At 66.5% G+C, this 13653-nt stretch carries 16 protein-coding genes and 1 tRNA gene; 9 read left to right on the top strand and 8 right to left on the bottom strand.

All coding sequences use genetic code 11. The annotated features are described in order from the left end of the window. Both AB4097_RS01080 and AB4097_RS01075 read right to left on the bottom strand, forming a co-directional pair. A partial coding sequence (locus AB4097_RS01080) for a DUF6538 domain-containing protein (protein ID WP_442036378.1) occupies positions 1–240 on the bottom strand: 240 nt, incomplete at its 3' end. 55 nt (positions 241–295) lie between these two features. Next, positions 296–371 (bottom strand) — tRNA-Ala (locus tag AB4097_RS01075). 183 nt (positions 372–554) lie between these two features. Between AB4097_RS01075 and AB4097_RS01070 the strand changes: the two genes are divergently transcribed. Genes AB4097_RS01070 through folD form a run of 3 tightly spaced genes read left to right on the top strand, consistent with a single transcriptional unit; the run spans position 555 to position 2078 of the window. Beyond that, the gene (locus tag AB4097_RS01070; RefSeq protein WP_009493530.1) at positions 555–845 is read left to right on the top strand and encodes a YggT family protein; all 291 of its coding nucleotides are present in this window, start codon (positions 555–557) and stop codon (positions 843–845) included. Positions 846–858: 13 nt separating this feature from the next. Continuing rightward, the gene (locus AB4097_RS01065) at positions 859–1176 is read left to right on the top strand and encodes a DUF167 family protein (protein ID WP_442036376.1); all 318 of its coding nucleotides are present in this window, start codon (positions 859–861) and stop codon (positions 1174–1176) included. Further along, entirely contained in the window at positions 1173–2078 is a 906-nt protein-coding gene (gene folD, locus AB4097_RS01060; protein WP_442036374.1) for a bifunctional methylenetetrahydrofolate dehydrogenase/methenyltetrahydrofolate cyclohydrolase FolD, read from the top strand. Before AB4097_RS01065 ends, folD begins: the two co-directional genes overlap by 4 nt. Before the next feature lie 219 nt (positions 2079–2297). On the opposite strand, the gene AB4097_RS01055 is transcribed toward folD, so the two are convergent. The 6 genes from AB4097_RS01055 to AB4097_RS01030 form a co-directional block, all read right to left on the bottom strand. Next, positions 2298–3608, bottom strand: a complete 1311-nt coding sequence (locus AB4097_RS01055; RefSeq protein WP_442036372.1) for a class I SAM-dependent methyltransferase — start codon at positions 3606–3608, stop codon at positions 2298–2300. A gap of 82 nt (positions 3609–3690) precedes the next feature. Further along, positions 3691–4569: a sigma-70 family RNA polymerase sigma factor gene (locus AB4097_RS01050; RefSeq protein ID WP_442036370.1), complete on the bottom strand. Its 879-nt coding sequence runs from the start codon at positions 4567–4569 to the stop codon at positions 3691–3693. Next, positions 4556–5017, bottom strand: coding sequence for a carboxymuconolactone decarboxylase family protein (locus AB4097_RS01045; RefSeq protein ID WP_442036368.1), 462 nt, complete (start codon positions 5015–5017; stop codon positions 4556–4558). Before AB4097_RS01045 ends, AB4097_RS01050 begins: the two co-directional genes overlap by 14 nt. A gap of 129 nt (positions 5018–5146) precedes the next feature. Continuing rightward, entirely contained in the window at positions 5147–5446 is a 300-nt protein-coding gene (locus AB4097_RS01040; RefSeq protein ID WP_442036366.1) for a CcdB family protein, read from the bottom strand. Beyond that, on the bottom strand, positions 5446–5691 hold the full coding sequence (locus tag AB4097_RS01035) for a type II toxin-antitoxin system CcdA family antitoxin (RefSeq protein ID WP_442036364.1): 246 nt from the start codon (positions 5689–5691) through the stop codon (positions 5446–5448). Before AB4097_RS01035 ends, AB4097_RS01040 begins: the two co-directional genes overlap by 1 nt. Positions 5692–5797: 106 nt before the next feature. Further along, on the bottom strand, positions 5798–6028 hold the full coding sequence (locus tag AB4097_RS01030) for a DUF1674 domain-containing protein (RefSeq protein ID WP_442036362.1): 231 nt from the start codon (positions 6026–6028) through the stop codon (positions 5798–5800). Positions 6029–6128: 100 nt separating this feature from the next. Here AB4097_RS01030 and htpX point away from each other — a divergent pair, with 100 nt between their 5' ends. The 6 genes from htpX to purH all read left to right on the top strand — a co-directional run bounded on the left by htpX (position 6129) and on the right by purH (position 13588). After that, positions 6129–7079 carry a zinc metalloprotease HtpX gene (gene htpX / locus AB4097_RS01025; protein ID WP_442036360.1) on the top strand — a complete coding sequence of 317 codons (951 nt, stop codon included), beginning with the start codon at positions 6129–6131 and terminating at the stop codon, positions 7077–7079. Positions 7080–7092: 13 nt separating this feature from the next. Then, positions 7093–8406: a 16S rRNA (cytosine(967)-C(5))-methyltransferase RsmB gene (rsmB, locus tag AB4097_RS01020; protein ID WP_442036358.1), complete on the top strand. Its 1314-nt coding sequence runs from the start codon at positions 7093–7095 to the stop codon at positions 8404–8406. A gap of 86 nt (positions 8407–8492) precedes the next feature. Further along, positions 8493–10250: a heparinase II/III family protein gene (locus tag AB4097_RS01015; protein WP_442036356.1), complete on the top strand. Its 1758-nt coding sequence runs from the start codon at positions 8493–8495 to the stop codon at positions 10248–10250. A gap of 256 nt (positions 10251–10506) precedes the next feature. Beyond that, positions 10507–10974: a GNAT family N-acetyltransferase gene (locus AB4097_RS01010; RefSeq protein ID WP_442036354.1), complete on the top strand. Its 468-nt coding sequence runs from the start codon at positions 10507–10509 to the stop codon at positions 10972–10974. 116 nt (positions 10975–11090) lie between these two features. Continuing rightward, on the top strand, positions 11091–11909 hold the full coding sequence (locus AB4097_RS01005; RefSeq protein ID WP_442036352.1) for a class I SAM-dependent methyltransferase: 819 nt from the start codon (positions 11091–11093) through the stop codon (positions 11907–11909). An 86-nt stretch (positions 11910–11995) separates the two neighbouring features. Next, positions 11996–13588, top strand: a complete 1593-nt coding sequence (purH, locus tag AB4097_RS01000; protein WP_442036350.1) for a bifunctional phosphoribosylaminoimidazolecarboxamide formyltransferase/IMP cyclohydrolase — start codon at positions 11996–11998, stop codon at positions 13586–13588. Positions 13589–13653 lie beyond the last annotated feature (65 nt).

Here is a 13653-nt window from a genome sequence, read left to right as displayed (position 1 = left end):
CGAGTACGAAGACGTACGGAGAGATTGGCTGACCACCGTCTTGCCGATGGTCCGCGCAACGCTTGAAGGCACTCGTGCCCGAAATTGCCAGACTGTTCCGCGCAGCCAGAGCCCGGTCGGACGCTGCTTCGGACGGATTCGGGATGGTCTGTGCGACGGCGATGTGCGACAGTCGCGGCGGCTGTTTTCGCAACGGTTCCAAACGCTTAGGGCTGCGTCAGCGGCGAGCGCGTACGACACCGTTGTGTGACAGTTGGCATGAGAAAGTGCAAATTGCTCTTTAATTTCAGAGGCTTGGTGGAGCTGAGGGGATTCGAACCCCTGACCTCTGCAGTGCGATTGCAGCGCTCTCCCATCTGAGCTACAGCCCCGGTCGATTGAATCGAGCCAAGTGGCGGACGTTTTAGGCCCCTCGGCTTTGGTCTGTCAATCGGCCCGTGCGGGGCGGGAGACGGCTTCCCGGCGGGGTCCGGCCACGGGTCGAAGCGGTTATGGGTTGTTCAGCCCCGCTTCAATCGCTACATGAACGAAGCCGATCCCCCGACAGGTTTCCCATGCGCGCGCTTTTGAACGTCATCCTGCTGGCCCTGCAGCTCTATACCTATCTCATCGTCGCCTCGGCGATCCTGAGCTGGCTGGTGGCCTTCAACGTGGTCAACACCCGCAACGATGTGGTCCGCTCGATCTGGAATTTCCTCGACGCGGTGACCGAGCCGGCCCTGAGGCCGATCCGGAACATCCTGCCCAATCTCGGGGGCGTCGACATTTCGCCCATCATCCTGATCCTTCTGATCATTTTCATCCAGAACCTGATCGTCGACTACCTGATGCCGATCGCCTTCTAGGAAGGAGCCGGGCGTGCCCTGGAGCATCCGCCCCGACGGACTCGACGTCCGGGTGCGCGTGACGCCCAGGGGCGGGCGGGATGCCATCGACGGAATCGAGGTTCTCTCGGACGGCCGGCCGGTGCTGAAGGTCCGGGTCAGGGCCGTTCCGGAGGACGGGGCCGCCAACGAGGGCGTCCGGCGCCTGCTGGCGAAGGCCCTGAAGGTTCCGGCTTCGGCGGTGAGCCTTGAGGCGGGAGCCACGGCACGGCTGAAAACGTTTTCGATCTCGGGCGAGGGAGAGGCGCTGGCCGCCGCCCTTGCCGCACTGACAGGACGGATCCCTTCATGAGCGCCACCATCATCGACGGAAAAGCCTATGCGGAGGGATTGCGGTCCCGCATTGCCGGGGCAGTCGGGACCCTGGCCGGTCAGGGCGTCACGCCCGGCCTCGCGGTGGTGATCGTCGGCGAGGATCCGGCAAGCCAGCTCTATGTGAAGAACAAGGCGCGCCAGACCGTCGAGGTCGGCATGCGCTCCTTCGAGCACAAGCTGCCGGCCTCCACCGGCGAGGCGGATCTGCTCGACCTCGTCGCCCGGCTCAATGCCGATCCGACGGTGGACGGCATCCTCGTGCAGCTGCCCCTGCCGAAGCAGATCGACGCGCAGAAGGTGCTCGAGGCCATCGACCCGGCCAAGGACGTGGACGGCTTCCACCCCATCAATGCCGGGCGTCTGATGACCGGCGTGCCGGGCCTTGTCTCCTGCACGCCCCTCGGCTGCCTGCTGCTCGCGCAATCGGTGCGGCGCGATCTGTCTGGGCTCAACGCGGTGGTGCTCGGGCGCTCCAACATCGTCGGCAAGCCGATGGCGCAGCTCCTCATCGCCCAGAGCTGCACGGTCACGGTGGCACATTCGAAGACCCGTGATCTCCCGCAGGTCTGCCGCAACGCCGATCTCCTCGTGGCCGCCGTCGGCCGTCCCGAGATGGTGCGCGGCGACTGGATCAAGCCCGGCGCCATCGTGATCGACGTGGGCATCAACCGGGTGCCGAATCCCGCCTCCGGCGAGGGCAAGACCAGGGTGGTCGGCGACGTGGCCTATGCGGAGGCGGCCAAAGTCGCGTCCGCCATCACGCCGGTGCCGGGCGGTGTCGGCCCCATGACCATCGCCTGCCTGCTGCGCAACACGCTGGAGGCCGCCTGCCTGCGGCGCGGGCTCGCGATGCCGGCGGTGGATTTCGCCACTCCCTGAGCCGGCTGGTCAGGTCTGCGGCAGGCTTGCTCGTGTCTCGAAGTTTGTCTGGTAAATCCTACCCTCTTCGTCATGGCCGGGCTTGTCCCGGCCATCCCGATACAGTGAAGCGCTGTGCTCTTCGGATCGAGATCACCGGCACAAGGCCGGTGATGACGTGAGAGGGATCGGCAGCGCATGTCCGGCCAGACCGGTCAGGACGAAGGCAGAGCACGGCCGCTATGGCCGATAGAGATCCGCCCGCGACGGCGGCAGCCCCGATGGTCCGCGACTGCGCTTGGACACGAGGGTCTGGTTGACGCCCACGGCCGCGCGCTCGAAGGCGAGGGAGCAGCCGGCGAGGTAGAGAAGCCACATGCGGGTCTTTTCCGGCCCGACGAGCGCCTCGGCCTCGGCGCGGCGGGCGTTGAGGTTCTCCCACCACAGACGGGTCGTGCGCTGGTAATGCTCGCGCCAGGCCTCCACGTCGTGCACCTCGAAGCCGTGGCGTTCGAGATTGGCCACCGACATGCCCAGGTGATCGAGCTCTCCGCCGGGGAAGATGTAGCGGGTGAGCGCCTTGTATTCGGGTTTGAGCTTCCGGAACGCCCTGTCGCTCTTCTTGGCCCGTCTGGCGATGGTGTGGTGTAGATAGAGCCCGCGCGGTCGAAGCAGGCGATGCACGGCGCTGAAATAGGCCGGGTGGTTTCTGATCCCCACATGTTCGAACATGCCGATGGAGGAGATCTTGTCGAACTCGCCCTCCATCTGGGTGAAGTCCTTCACCAACACCTCGACCCGGTCCTGCAGCCCCAGGCGCTGCACTTTCGCCCGCGCCAGGGCGGCCTGCTCCTCGGCGAGCGTCACCCCGGTCGCCTTCACGCCGTAATGCTGCGCCGCGTGGCAGATGAGCGCCCCCCAGCCGCAGCCGATATCGAGCAGGCGCTCGCCGGGCTTGAGCCGCAGCTTGCGGCAGATCATGTCGAGCTTGTCCCGCTGCGCGCGGGCGAGATCGTCATGCCAGTCCGGTTGGAAATACGCGCAGGTATAAACCATCTCCGGGTCGAGGAAGAGTTCATAGAACGCGTTCGACACGTCGTAATGGTAGGCCACGTTCTGCTTGTTGGTCTGGGGCTTCCCGTCTCGCGCATCCGGCTTGTCCTCGACCCGGGCGAGGGGGCGCGGCATGTCGGCGGGTGCGCGCAGGAAGTGATAGGCGGTCTTGAGGGCTTTCAGCTTGCTCAAGGTCTTCAGGCGCCGGCCGGCCTTCTGCGGGCGCTGGGACGCGAGATCGAAGATGGTGCCGTTCTTGAGATCGAGCAGCCCCGCCACATAGGCGTTGAGCGCCGTATCGAGATTGGGTCGGCGCAGGAGCGCGGCGATCACGCTCTCGCGCCGAATGACGAGGCGCATGGCGTAGGACGGCAGATCCGCCGGAATCGTCGAGCCGTCCCATAATTCGAAGCCGAACTGAAGATCGAGCGCCCGATGCGCATCGCCCAACAGATCCCGGAACATGTCCAGTCGCGCGGTCTCGCCCATCCCAGCCATGAGCCCTCCTTTTCGGCGCAACGTAGCGGGAGGCCGGCGCGGGAACAACCAGTGCTTTCACAATCCGGCATTGCCTCATCGTCTAATCTGCCAGATTCGACAGATGCCTGAGTTTTTCGGGGTTCCGAACGATGTAGATCCCGACGATACGGCCGTCCTCGATGTCGATGGTCGTGGTCTGCACGATGCCGTCCTTCTCGAGGGTGACGAAGCCGGGCAGGCCGTTGATCAGCCCCTTGTAGAGAACCGGGGGCAATGCGTCTCCGCTCTTGCGCGCCACGCCCATGAAAAGGCCTGCGACCCTGCGGAAGCCGAAGAGCGGGTTGAGGGCCGCGTTCCGGATGCCGCCGCCGTCCGTATAGGCAACCACGTTTTCCGAAAGGAGGCTTTGCAGCGCCGTCAGGTCGCCGCTGCGGGAGGCGGCGAAGAAGGCGTCGGTCATGCGCTCTCCCTCCTCCCGGGCGACCGGATAACGCGGCCGGTCGGCCCGCACGTTCTTCCTTGCGCGGGCGGCGAGCTGGCGGCAGGCGGCGGGATCCCGGTCGAGGGTCGCGGCCACGTCCTCGAAGCCGAGACCGAACACGTCGTGCAGGAGGAAAGCCGCGCGCTCCAGCGGCGAGAGCCGTTCCAAGGCCATCATCAGGGTGAGGGAGAGATCCTCGCTCATGTCCTCGTCCCCCGCCGTTTCCAGAACCGGCTCTGGCAGCCAGGGGCCGATATAGGTCTCGCGTTTGACCCGCGCCGACTTGAGGATGTCGAGGCACAGGCGCGTGACGATCTTGGACAGAAAGGCGCCCGGCTCGCGGATCATGGTGCGGTCCGTCTGGTGCCAGCGGATATAGGCCTCCTGCACCACGTCCTCGGCCTCCGCGAGGGAGCCGAGCATGCGATAGGCGAGGCGGACCAGCCCCGGCCTGAGGGGCTGGAACCGGTCCGCCGCATCGCCGTCAGGCGGCCGCACGGCCTGCCTCGACCGGATGGACCGAGCGGAAGCCGATGGCCAGCCGGTTCCAGGCGTTGATCGCGCCGATCAGCAGGGTCAGGTTGACCTGCTCGGCGGGCGTGAAGTGTTTGCTCAGCTCCTCGTAATCCGCGTCGGGCGCGTGGGTCTCGGACACCAGCGTCAGGGCCTCGGTCCAGGCGAGCGCGGCGCGCTCGCGGTCATTGTAGAGGGGCGATTCGCGCCAGGCGTCGAGGAGATAAATCCGCTCCTCGGTCTCGCCACCGGCGCGGGCGTCCTTGGTATGCATGTGGATGCAATAGGCGCAGCCGTTGATCTGCGAGGCGCGGATCTTCACCAGCTCGAACAGGCTGTGCTCCAGGCCACTGTTCTTCAGGGTCTTTTCCAGCTCGATCATCGGCTTCACGGAGCCGGGAGCGACTTCGAAGGGAATCAACCGGGCTTTCATCGTCTTGGTCCTCATGTCTTGGGGTGCTGACGATGCTAAGACGAGGCGGCGATACCGAATGTGACATGAGGCTGAAAAATTTTCAGCTCTCCGGATTTCGCGTCGCGCTGACGGCCTTCCGCAGTCTGCTCAAAAGCCAAGGAAAAGCACATCGAGCGCCCGCTTGATGGCATCCTGATCGGCCGCGAGGGAGCCGATGGGGTGCTGCAGCTCGCGGAGGGGGATCGATGCCATGAGCGGGATCATCACGACGAGATCGCGCCCATCGAGACGCACCAGCGGAGTCAATTCGGTAAGAACCGGCGCCTCGCTCCTGGGGAAGAGCGGAGCCACGATGCGGGTGGCGATGGGCGCGAGCAGGTCGGATTGCAGGTCGACCACGAGCCGATTCGCGGGGCCGATCCCCGCGTAGACGTCGAATTGGCCCATCAGAACTGCCGGAACTCGTCCAGGGGCAACCCGTCCCGTTCAATCATCCCGTTATAGGCGTCGATGGCGTCCTTGTTGTCCTCTAGCCACCGCGCCTTCCGAGCTTCCGCAACGGAAAGAGCCAAGCCACTTTCGCAAGCCTGGGACACATTGATGTTCAGGGCTTTCGCCTCGGCCACAAGATCGACAGGAAGCGTGACATTGGTCGGGCGCCGGTCTCGCCCGGCTCCAACGGGTTTGGACATCGAACGATCTCCGAAAGCATATGCACACAATCTATGCGCATATGCGCCACGGGTAAAGCCGGCCCTTATGAAACGGTGCTCCGTCTCAATCGAAGAGACCATTGTCTCAGAAATCGCTCGCGATGCCCTTCACTTCCCAGTCCTCGTAGCGGACCGGCTCGAGGCCGCCGCGGCCCTGGAGTTCCTTCTGCCGGGCGATCTCGGCCGCGCGGGCGTCGATGTCGAGGCGGCGCCGGGCAGCCTCTTCCAAGGCTCGCTGGGCGGCTGGAGACAGGGGCTTGCCGGGGGCGGCGCCTTCAATCGGTTCGGCCGGAGGGGTATTGTCGTTCGTGCTCATGAGAGGCCTTATGCCAGATCTTCCTCTTGGGAGGGAGCTGGACCGTTCCCACATAGGGCGAAAGGATGGATTTCGTGCTGACCACGAGGTGGAGACCCCGATGAACACCGTCAAGACCGGAATGCTGCTGGCGGGCCTGATGGCCCTGTTCGGCGTTGTCGGCTATTTCCTGGGCGGCGGCACCGGCATGATGATCGCGCTGGGGTTCGGCCTGGCCACGAACCTCTTCGCCTATTGGAACTCGGATCGGCTGGCGCTCGCCGCCCATAACGCCGTCGAGGTCGACGAGCGCACCGCGCCGGAGCTCGTCCGGATGGTGCGCGATCTCAGCCGGCGCGCGGGCCTGCCCATGCCGCGGGTCTATCTCATCGACAATCCGCAGCCCAACGCCTTCGCCACCGGGCGCAACCCGGAGAACGCGGCGGTCGCCGCCACCACGGGCCTCCTCCACATGCTCTCCCACGACGAGGTGGCGGGCGTGATGGCGCACGAGCTTGCCCATATCAAGAACCGCGACACGCTCATCATGACCGTGAGCGCGACCATCGCCGGCGCCATCGCGACCCTGGCGCAGTTCGGCTTTCTCTTCGGCGGCCGGGGCGAGAACCGGCCGAACCCGATCGTGATGATCGGCACCGCCCTCCTGGCGCCGCTCGCCGCCATGATCATCCAGATGGCAATCAGCCGCTCGCGGGAATACGACGCCGACCGGATGGGCGCTGAGATCTGCGGCCAGCCCCTGTCGCTCGCCTCGGCGCTGGCCCGCATCGCAGGCGGCGTGGCGCATATTCCGAACCCGGACGCGGAGCGCCGTCCCGCCACCGCCTCGCTCTTCATCATCAACCCGCTCTCGGGCCAAGGGGTGGACAACCTGTTCTCGACCCATCCCGCGACGGAAAACCGGATTGCGGCCCTGCACGCTTTGGCGCAGGAGATGGGCGCGTCGGCGCAGCCGCCCGGCTTCTTCGCGCAAAGTTCATCGAGTCCGTGGGGTTCCGTCAGGGGCCCGAGCGGCGGCCCGGCCGGCACACGCCGCGGGCCTTGGGGTTAAGATTTTGGATCAATTGAGCGAACAGGCGGGCCTCGGGCCCCGCCGCCTGGCCTGGATGGCCGTAACGGAGACCCTGAAGCGGCGCGTGCCGCTCGACGACGTCATGGAGGAACTGTCACGGGCGGAAAACCTCTCCGCCCGTGACGAGGCGCTCGCCCGCGCCATCGCCATCGTGACCTTCCGGCGCCTCGGCACCCTCGGGCGTGCCTTGAGCGAGCGGCTCAACAAGCCGCCCAAGGACGAGCGCCTGATGCACCTCCTCGCCATCGGGGCGGCGCAGATCCTGTTCCTCGACGTTCCGGACCATGCAGCCGTCGACAGCGCCGTCGAACTCGCCCAGGGTGATCCCAAGCTCCATCACGCTGGCGGGTTCATCAACGCCGTCCTGCGCCGGGTCGCCCGCGAGCGCGAGCAGATCCTCGATGAGAACGATCCCTGGCTCGATACGCCCACCTGGCTGGAGGAGCGCTGGATCGCGCAATACGGCGAGACGCTGGCGACGAAGATCGCCGAAGCGCACCGGTCGCTCGCTTCCGTGGACCTGACGGTGAAGAGCGAGCCGGAGGCCTGGGCCGAGCGGCTCGGCGGCGTTCTCCTGCCCACCGGCAGCATCCGCCTCAAGGAGCGCACCGCCATCCGCGACCTGCCCGGCTTCGAGGATGGCGAATGGTGGGTGCAGGATGCGGCCGCGGCCCTCCCGGCCCGCCTGCTCCAGGCGAAGCCCGGCGAGCGCATCGCCGATCTCTGCGCCGCGCCCGGGGGCAAGACCGCGCAACTGGCCGCCGCCGGCGCCGAGGTGCTCGCCGTCGACCGCTCGGCGAAGCGGCTGCAGCGGCTGGAGGAGAACCTCGCCCGCCTGCATCTCAAGGCCGAGACCCGCGCGCTCGATGCGGAAAAGCTCGACGCAGAGCCCTTCGACGCCATTCTGCTCGATGCCCCGTGCTCGGCCACCGGCACCATCCGGCGCCATCCGGACGTGGCCTGGACGAAGTCCGAGGAGGATATCCGCAAGCTCTCGGGGCTTCAGTCCCGCCTGCTCGACAAGGCGGCGAACCTGCTGAAACCCGGCGGACGGCTGGTCTATTGCACCTGTTCGCTCGAAGCCGAGGAAGGCGAGCGTCAGGCGGAGGCCTTCCTCGCCCGCCAACCCGAATTCACCCGCAAGCCCGTCACGCCGGACGAGATCGGCGGCCTGTCGGAGTGCATCACGCCGCAGGGCGATCTTCGCACCCTGCCGAGCCAGCTGGCGCTTGCGGACCATGACCGCAGCGGCCTCGACGGCTTCTTTGTCGCACGGTTTGTGCACAAGGGTTCGTCGACAGGGTGAACGATCCCTTACCTGTTGTTAACCGGTCAGCAGGAACTCCTCACCTAAGTTGGCTGAGATTTGAGCGAACACGGGGAGCGCCACGGGTGGATTTCGGGCCGGATGGCTGGCGATTGTACAGGCTTGGCCTTCGCGAGGCGGGCCGTGCCATGCGCGAAAGCGCGGTCTGGAGCCTGTCCCGGCTCTCCAGCGCGCCCGTGCCCACGCGCCTGCTCTTTGCCCCCCAGGACCTGCGCACGGCCGATCCCACCATCGCGACGGACATCTATTCCGGGTTCTTCGCCTTTTCCGGCCGCGCCATCACCACCGGCGGGCGCTCGCCCTTTGCGTTCGCGCCGCCGAGCCGCGCCTGGGGCCAGGCGCTCTACGGCTTCGGCTGGCTGCGCCACCTGCGGGCCGCCGGCACGGCGCTCGCCCAGGCCAATGCCCGCTCCCTGGTGGACGAGTTCGTCACCTCCAAGCTCGGGGACAGGCGCATCGCCTGCAGCACGGAAATTACCGCGCGCCGGCTCATGTCCTTCATCAGCCAGTCGCCGCTGATCCTGGAAGGCGCCGATCACGCCTTCTACCAGCGTTTCCTGAAGCTCATCGGCCAGCATGTCCGTACCCTGGAGCGCCAGGTCCGCGCGGGCGCCCTGCCTTTCCAGCAGCTCATGGCGGCCATCGCGCTCTGCTATGCGGGCCTGTGCTGCGAGGGCCTCGACCGGAACCTGCGCCGCGCAAGCCGACTGCTCGCCCGCGAGCTCGAACGGCAGATCCTGGCCGATGGCGGACATGTGAGCCGCAACCCGCGCATCATGGTCGATCTCCTGTTCGATCTCCTGCCCCTGCGCCAGATGTTCGCCAGCCGCGAGGTCGATACGCCCGACGCCCTGCTCCATGCGGTCGACCGGATGCTCCCGATGGTGCGCCTGTTCCGGCACGGGGACGGTACGCTCTCCCATTTCAACGGCATGGGCGTGACGGCCGCCGACCATCTGGCGACCTTGCTCACCTATGACGACATGCGCAGCCAGCCGATCCACCACGCGCCCCATTCCGGCTACGAGCGGCTGGAGGCCGGGCGCACCCTGGTCGTGGCCGATGTGGGCGCACCGCCGCCGCGCCCGCTCTCGCAGGATGCGGGCGCCGGCTGCCTGTCCTTCGAGTTCTCGAGCGCCGCGCAGCGCATCGTGGTCAATTGCGGGACGCCCTATATCGCGGGCGACCCGATCATCCAGGCCTCGCGCTCGACGGTGGCGCATTCAACCGCGTCCATCGACGACATCTCGTCGTGCCAGATCGTCGACAAGAAGGGGAACTGGCTGCAGCGCCGGATGTCCGCCTGGATCCTGCGCCGCATCGGCCCCGTGGTCCTCGGCGGGCCCGAGCGGGTGAATGCGGAGCGCAGCGAGCGCGAGCACGTCCAGATTCTCGGCGCCAGCCACGACGGCTACAAGGCCCGCTTCGGCATCACCCACGAGCGGCGCTGGCAGCTCGCGCCCAAGGGCAACGTGCTGGAGGGCGAGGACAATTTCTGGAGCGAGGGAGGTCAGGCCGGGACGGCGCAGGCCGTGATCCGCTTCCATCTCGCTCCCGGCGTCAGGGCAAGCCGCGCGCAGAACGGCCGCGTGGTGATGCTGGTGCTGCCGAACCGCGAGGCCTGGCAGTTCTCGGCCGCTCCGGTCGAAGCGGAACTGGAGGACAGCGTGTTCCTCGCCACCGCCGAGGGCATGCGCCGCACGGAGCAGATCGTGCTCACCGTCCGCCCCGGCGAAATGCCCTCCGTGCGCTGGCGCTTCGAACGCCTGGCGCGAAGCTACAGCGCGGAGCAGCCGACCGAGCAGGGGCCGGAGCTGATCTGAGAGTGTCCCTTTGAAGAGGGCATGGAAATTCCCGATTGACAGCTATGATATATCTTGGCGATTATCGTGTCATGAACTCACGCTTCTCGACCGCAGCAGAACGACGTCAGCCTCGGCTAGCCGTGCGGGATGACGCGTCGCATCCGAGAAAGCGAGAGCCGTGAGAACCTGAACTTCTCCACCTTTCTCGATGCTCCACCACCCCGCCCACCTGTCCGGTCGGCGGGTTTTCTTTTGTGATATCCGGGAGATCCCCATGTCATCCCATCATCCGGTGGAATTTCGCCCCGCGCTGACCGAAGATGCCGACACCATCCGCGATGTCGTATGCGCCGCTTACGCTCGCTGGATTCCCGTGATCGGTCGGGAACCAAGGCCCATGAACGCCGACTACGAGCAGGCCGTGCGGGAGCACCAAATCGACCTGATGTCGATCGATGCCCAAGTGGTGGGGCTGATCGAGACAATGCTGCGCGAAGACCATCTCTGGATTGAGAACATCGCGGTTCGGCCCGACGCGCAGGGCCAGGGTCTGGGACGGCTCCTGCTGGCCCATGCCGAGCACCGAGCCGTCGAAGCGGGACGGGATGAGATCCGGCTCCTGACCAATGCGGCTTTCGAGGCCAATGTGGCTCTCTACAAGAAGACCGGATACCGCATTGTCCACCGCGAGCCCTTCATGGGCGGGACGACGGTCTATATGAACAAGACGCTCGGCCGATAGCCGGTTTCGGATTCTCGCCCTCCGCGCCGCTCCAAAGATGACTGAACGGCACACCGTGGATCTGGTATGATCCGGCGGTGTTGCGTTCCGATCCCTCGTTGCGATTGGAGCCGATCATGTCCTCCAAGTTCCATGCGAAGAGTGCCGATGCCTACGAACAGCTCATGGGGCGCTGGAGCCGGAGGCTGGCCCGGCCGTTCCTCGAATTCGCGGGGCTGGAAGCGGGCGAGCGGGTGCTCGATGTCGGGTGTGGGACGGGGAGCCTGACCTTCACGATGTCCCGTGTCGCCGATGTGGGCCGCATCGATGCGATCGATTTTTCCGAAGTCTATGTGGAAGCCGCCCGGCAGCGGAACTCCGACCCGCGGATCGCCATCGCCCAGGGGGATGTCTGCGACCTTGCCTTCGATGACGGCGGATTCGACCGGACGCTCGCTCTCCTGGTTCTCCATTTCGTTCCGGAATCGGAGCAGGCCCTGCGCGAGATGCGCCGGGTGACGAAGGCTGGCGGAACCGTGGCGGCCGCCGTCTGGGACAGCTTCGGCGGCATGCCGGTCCAGCGCATGTTCTGGGATACCGCAGCGGCTCTGGATCCTTCGGCGGCGAAGATCCGCGGCGAAAACTATTTCAAGCCGCTGACGCGACCCGGCCAGATGAAAGAACTCTGGACCAGGGTCGGCCTTGCCGATGTCACCGAGACCCCGCTGATAATCCGTATGGACTTTCAGGCCTTCGAGGATTTCTGGCGCCCCATCGCGGATGGCGAAGGACCGCTCGGACAATATGTGACCCGGCTCGACGCCGAGAGGCGCACGGCCTTCGAGCGCGGGCTGCGCGCAGCCTACGAGGCAGGCGAGCCTGATGGGCCACGATCCTTCGCGGCCGTGGCCTTGGCCTGTCGCGGCACCGTGCCGGAGGCGCGGCATCGGCGGTAAGGCGGCCATGCGGGCGCGGCAGGTTCCCATCCTTAGGCAGCCGTGGTATCGCGCCCGCATCTTTTTCCTTGAATGGAGCGGCCGCCATGCCGAGCGACCTCAAGCGCGTGTCCCGTGCTCTGCTTTCCGTATCCGACAAGACGGGTCTCGTGGACTTCGCCCGTGCGCTCTCCGAGCGCGGCATCGAGCTGGTGTCCACCGGCGGCACGCACAAGGCCTTGAGCGAGGCGGGCCTGCCCGTGAAGGACGTGAGCGAGCTCACGGGCTTTCCCGAGATGATGGACGGACGCGTGAAGACGCTGCATCCGTCGGTTCACGGTGGCCTGCTCGGCATCCGGGCGAACCCCGAGCATCAGGCGTCCATGCTCGCGCACGGCATTCAGCCCATCGACCTCCTGGTGGTGAACCTCTATCCGTTCGAGGCGACGGTCGCGGCCGGCAAGCCCTATGATGATTGCATCGAGAACATCGATATCGGCGGCCCGGCCATGATCCGCGCGGCGGCCAAGAACCACGGCGACGTGGCCGTGGTGGTGGACGGCGCCGATTACGCCTCCGTGCTGGATGATCTCGCCCAGCATGAAGGCTCCGTCACCCTGACCCTGCGCCGCCGCCTCGCTCAGAAGGCCTATGCCCGCACGGCCGCCTACGATGCGGCGATCTCCAACTGGTTCGCCGCCGAGATCGGCGAGGAGACGCCGCCCTTCCGGGCGCTCGGCGGCTCCATCGCGGAAGTCCTGCGCTACGGCGAGAACCCGCACCAGAGCGCCGCCTTCTACCGCACGCCGGAACAGCGCCCGGGCGTCGCCACCGCCCGCCAGGTGCAGGGCAAGCAGCTCTCCTACAACAACATCAACGATACCGATGCCGCTTACGAAGCGGTCGCGGAATTTGCGCCTGAGCGCTCCGCCGCCATCGTGATCGTCAAGCACGCCAATCCCTGCGGCGTCGCGGAAGGTGCTTCCCTGCGCGAAGCCTACGAGAAGGCCCTGCGCTGCGATCCGGTCTCGGCCTTCGGCGGCATCGTGGCCATGAACCGGCCGCTCGACGCGGAGGCCGCGAAGGCCATCACCGAGATCTTCACCGAGGTGATCATCGCGCCCGACGCGACCGAGGAGGCGCTCAGTATCGTGGCGGCCAAGAAGAACCTGCGCCTGCTGCTGGCCGGCAGCCTGCCCGATCCGCGTACTGAGGGCCTGACCCTGCGCACGGTCGCGGGCGGCTTCCTGGCCCAGAACCGGGACAACGCGGTGGTCGACGCCATGGACCTCAAGGTGGTGACGAAGCGTGCCCCCACCGATCGGGAGCTGGAAGACCTGCGCTTCGCCTTCCGGGTCGCCAAGCACGTGAAGTCGAACGCCATCGTCTATGCCAGGGATCTCGCGACGGTCGGCGTCGGTGCCGGCCAGATGAGCCGGGTCGATTCCTCCCGCATCGCCGCCTGGAAGGCCGCCGAGGCGGCCAGGGCCGCGGGCATCCCTGAGACCCTCGCGAAGGGTTCGGTCGTCGCCTCCGACGCCTTCTTCCCCTTCGCGGACGGCCTTCTCGCTGCGGCCGAGGCCGGCGCCACCGCGGTGATCCAGCCCGGCGGCTCCATGCGCGACGACGAGGTCATCAAGGCCGCCGACGAGGCCGGCCTCGCCATGGTGTTCACCGGCTACCGGCATTTCAGGCACTAAGCATCGGACGCAGAAGTGGGAACCGGTTCTGCGTGAAAAGATGCGAAAAGCGAGAGACGTGAAGC

The sequence above is a fragment of the Microvirga sp. 2MCAF35 genome, from assembly GCF_052115545.1.
In the GTDB taxonomy this organism is placed as follows: domain Bacteria; phylum Pseudomonadota; class Alphaproteobacteria; order Rhizobiales; family Beijerinckiaceae; genus Microvirga.
Note: the sequence above shows the minus strand (reverse complement) of the source record. Positions and strands in the feature narration are given on the sequence as shown.

Coding starts and splice junctions, on each gene's coding strand:
- AB4097_RS01070 (WP_009493530.1), top strand. CDS start 555: ATGCGCGCGCTTTTGAACGTCATCCTGCTGGCCCTGCAGCTCTATACC.
- folD (WP_442036374.1), top strand. CDS start 1,173: ATGAGCGCCACCATCATCGACGGAAAAGCCTATGCGGAGGGATTGCGG.
- AB4097_RS01055 (WP_442036372.1), bottom strand. CDS start 3,608: ATGGCTGGGATGGGCGAGACCGCGCGACTGGACATGTTCCGGGATCTG.
- AB4097_RS01045 (WP_442036368.1), bottom strand. CDS start 5,017: ATGAAAGCCCGGTTGATTCCCTTCGAAGTCGCTCCCGGCTCCGTGAAG.
- AB4097_RS01040 (WP_442036366.1), bottom strand. CDS start 5,446: ATGGGCCAATTCGACGTCTACGCGGGGATCGGCCCCGCGAATCGGCTC.
- AB4097_RS01035 (WP_442036364.1), bottom strand. CDS start 5,691: ATGTCCAAACCCGTTGGAGCCGGGCGAGACCGGCGCCCGACCAATGTC.
- AB4097_RS01030 (WP_442036362.1), bottom strand. CDS start 6,028: ATGAGCACGAACGACAATACCCCTCCGGCCGAACCGATTGAAGGCGCC.
- htpX (WP_442036360.1), top strand. CDS start 6,129: ATGAACACCGTCAAGACCGGAATGCTGCTGGCGGGCCTGATGGCCCTG.
- AB4097_RS01010 (WP_442036354.1), top strand. CDS start 10,507: ATGTCATCCCATCATCCGGTGGAATTTCGCCCCGCGCTGACCGAAGAT.
- AB4097_RS01005 (WP_442036352.1), top strand. CDS start 11,091: ATGTCCTCCAAGTTCCATGCGAAGAGTGCCGATGCCTACGAACAGCTC.
- purH (WP_442036350.1), top strand. CDS start 11,996: ATGCCGAGCGACCTCAAGCGCGTGTCCCGTGCTCTGCTTTCCGTATCC.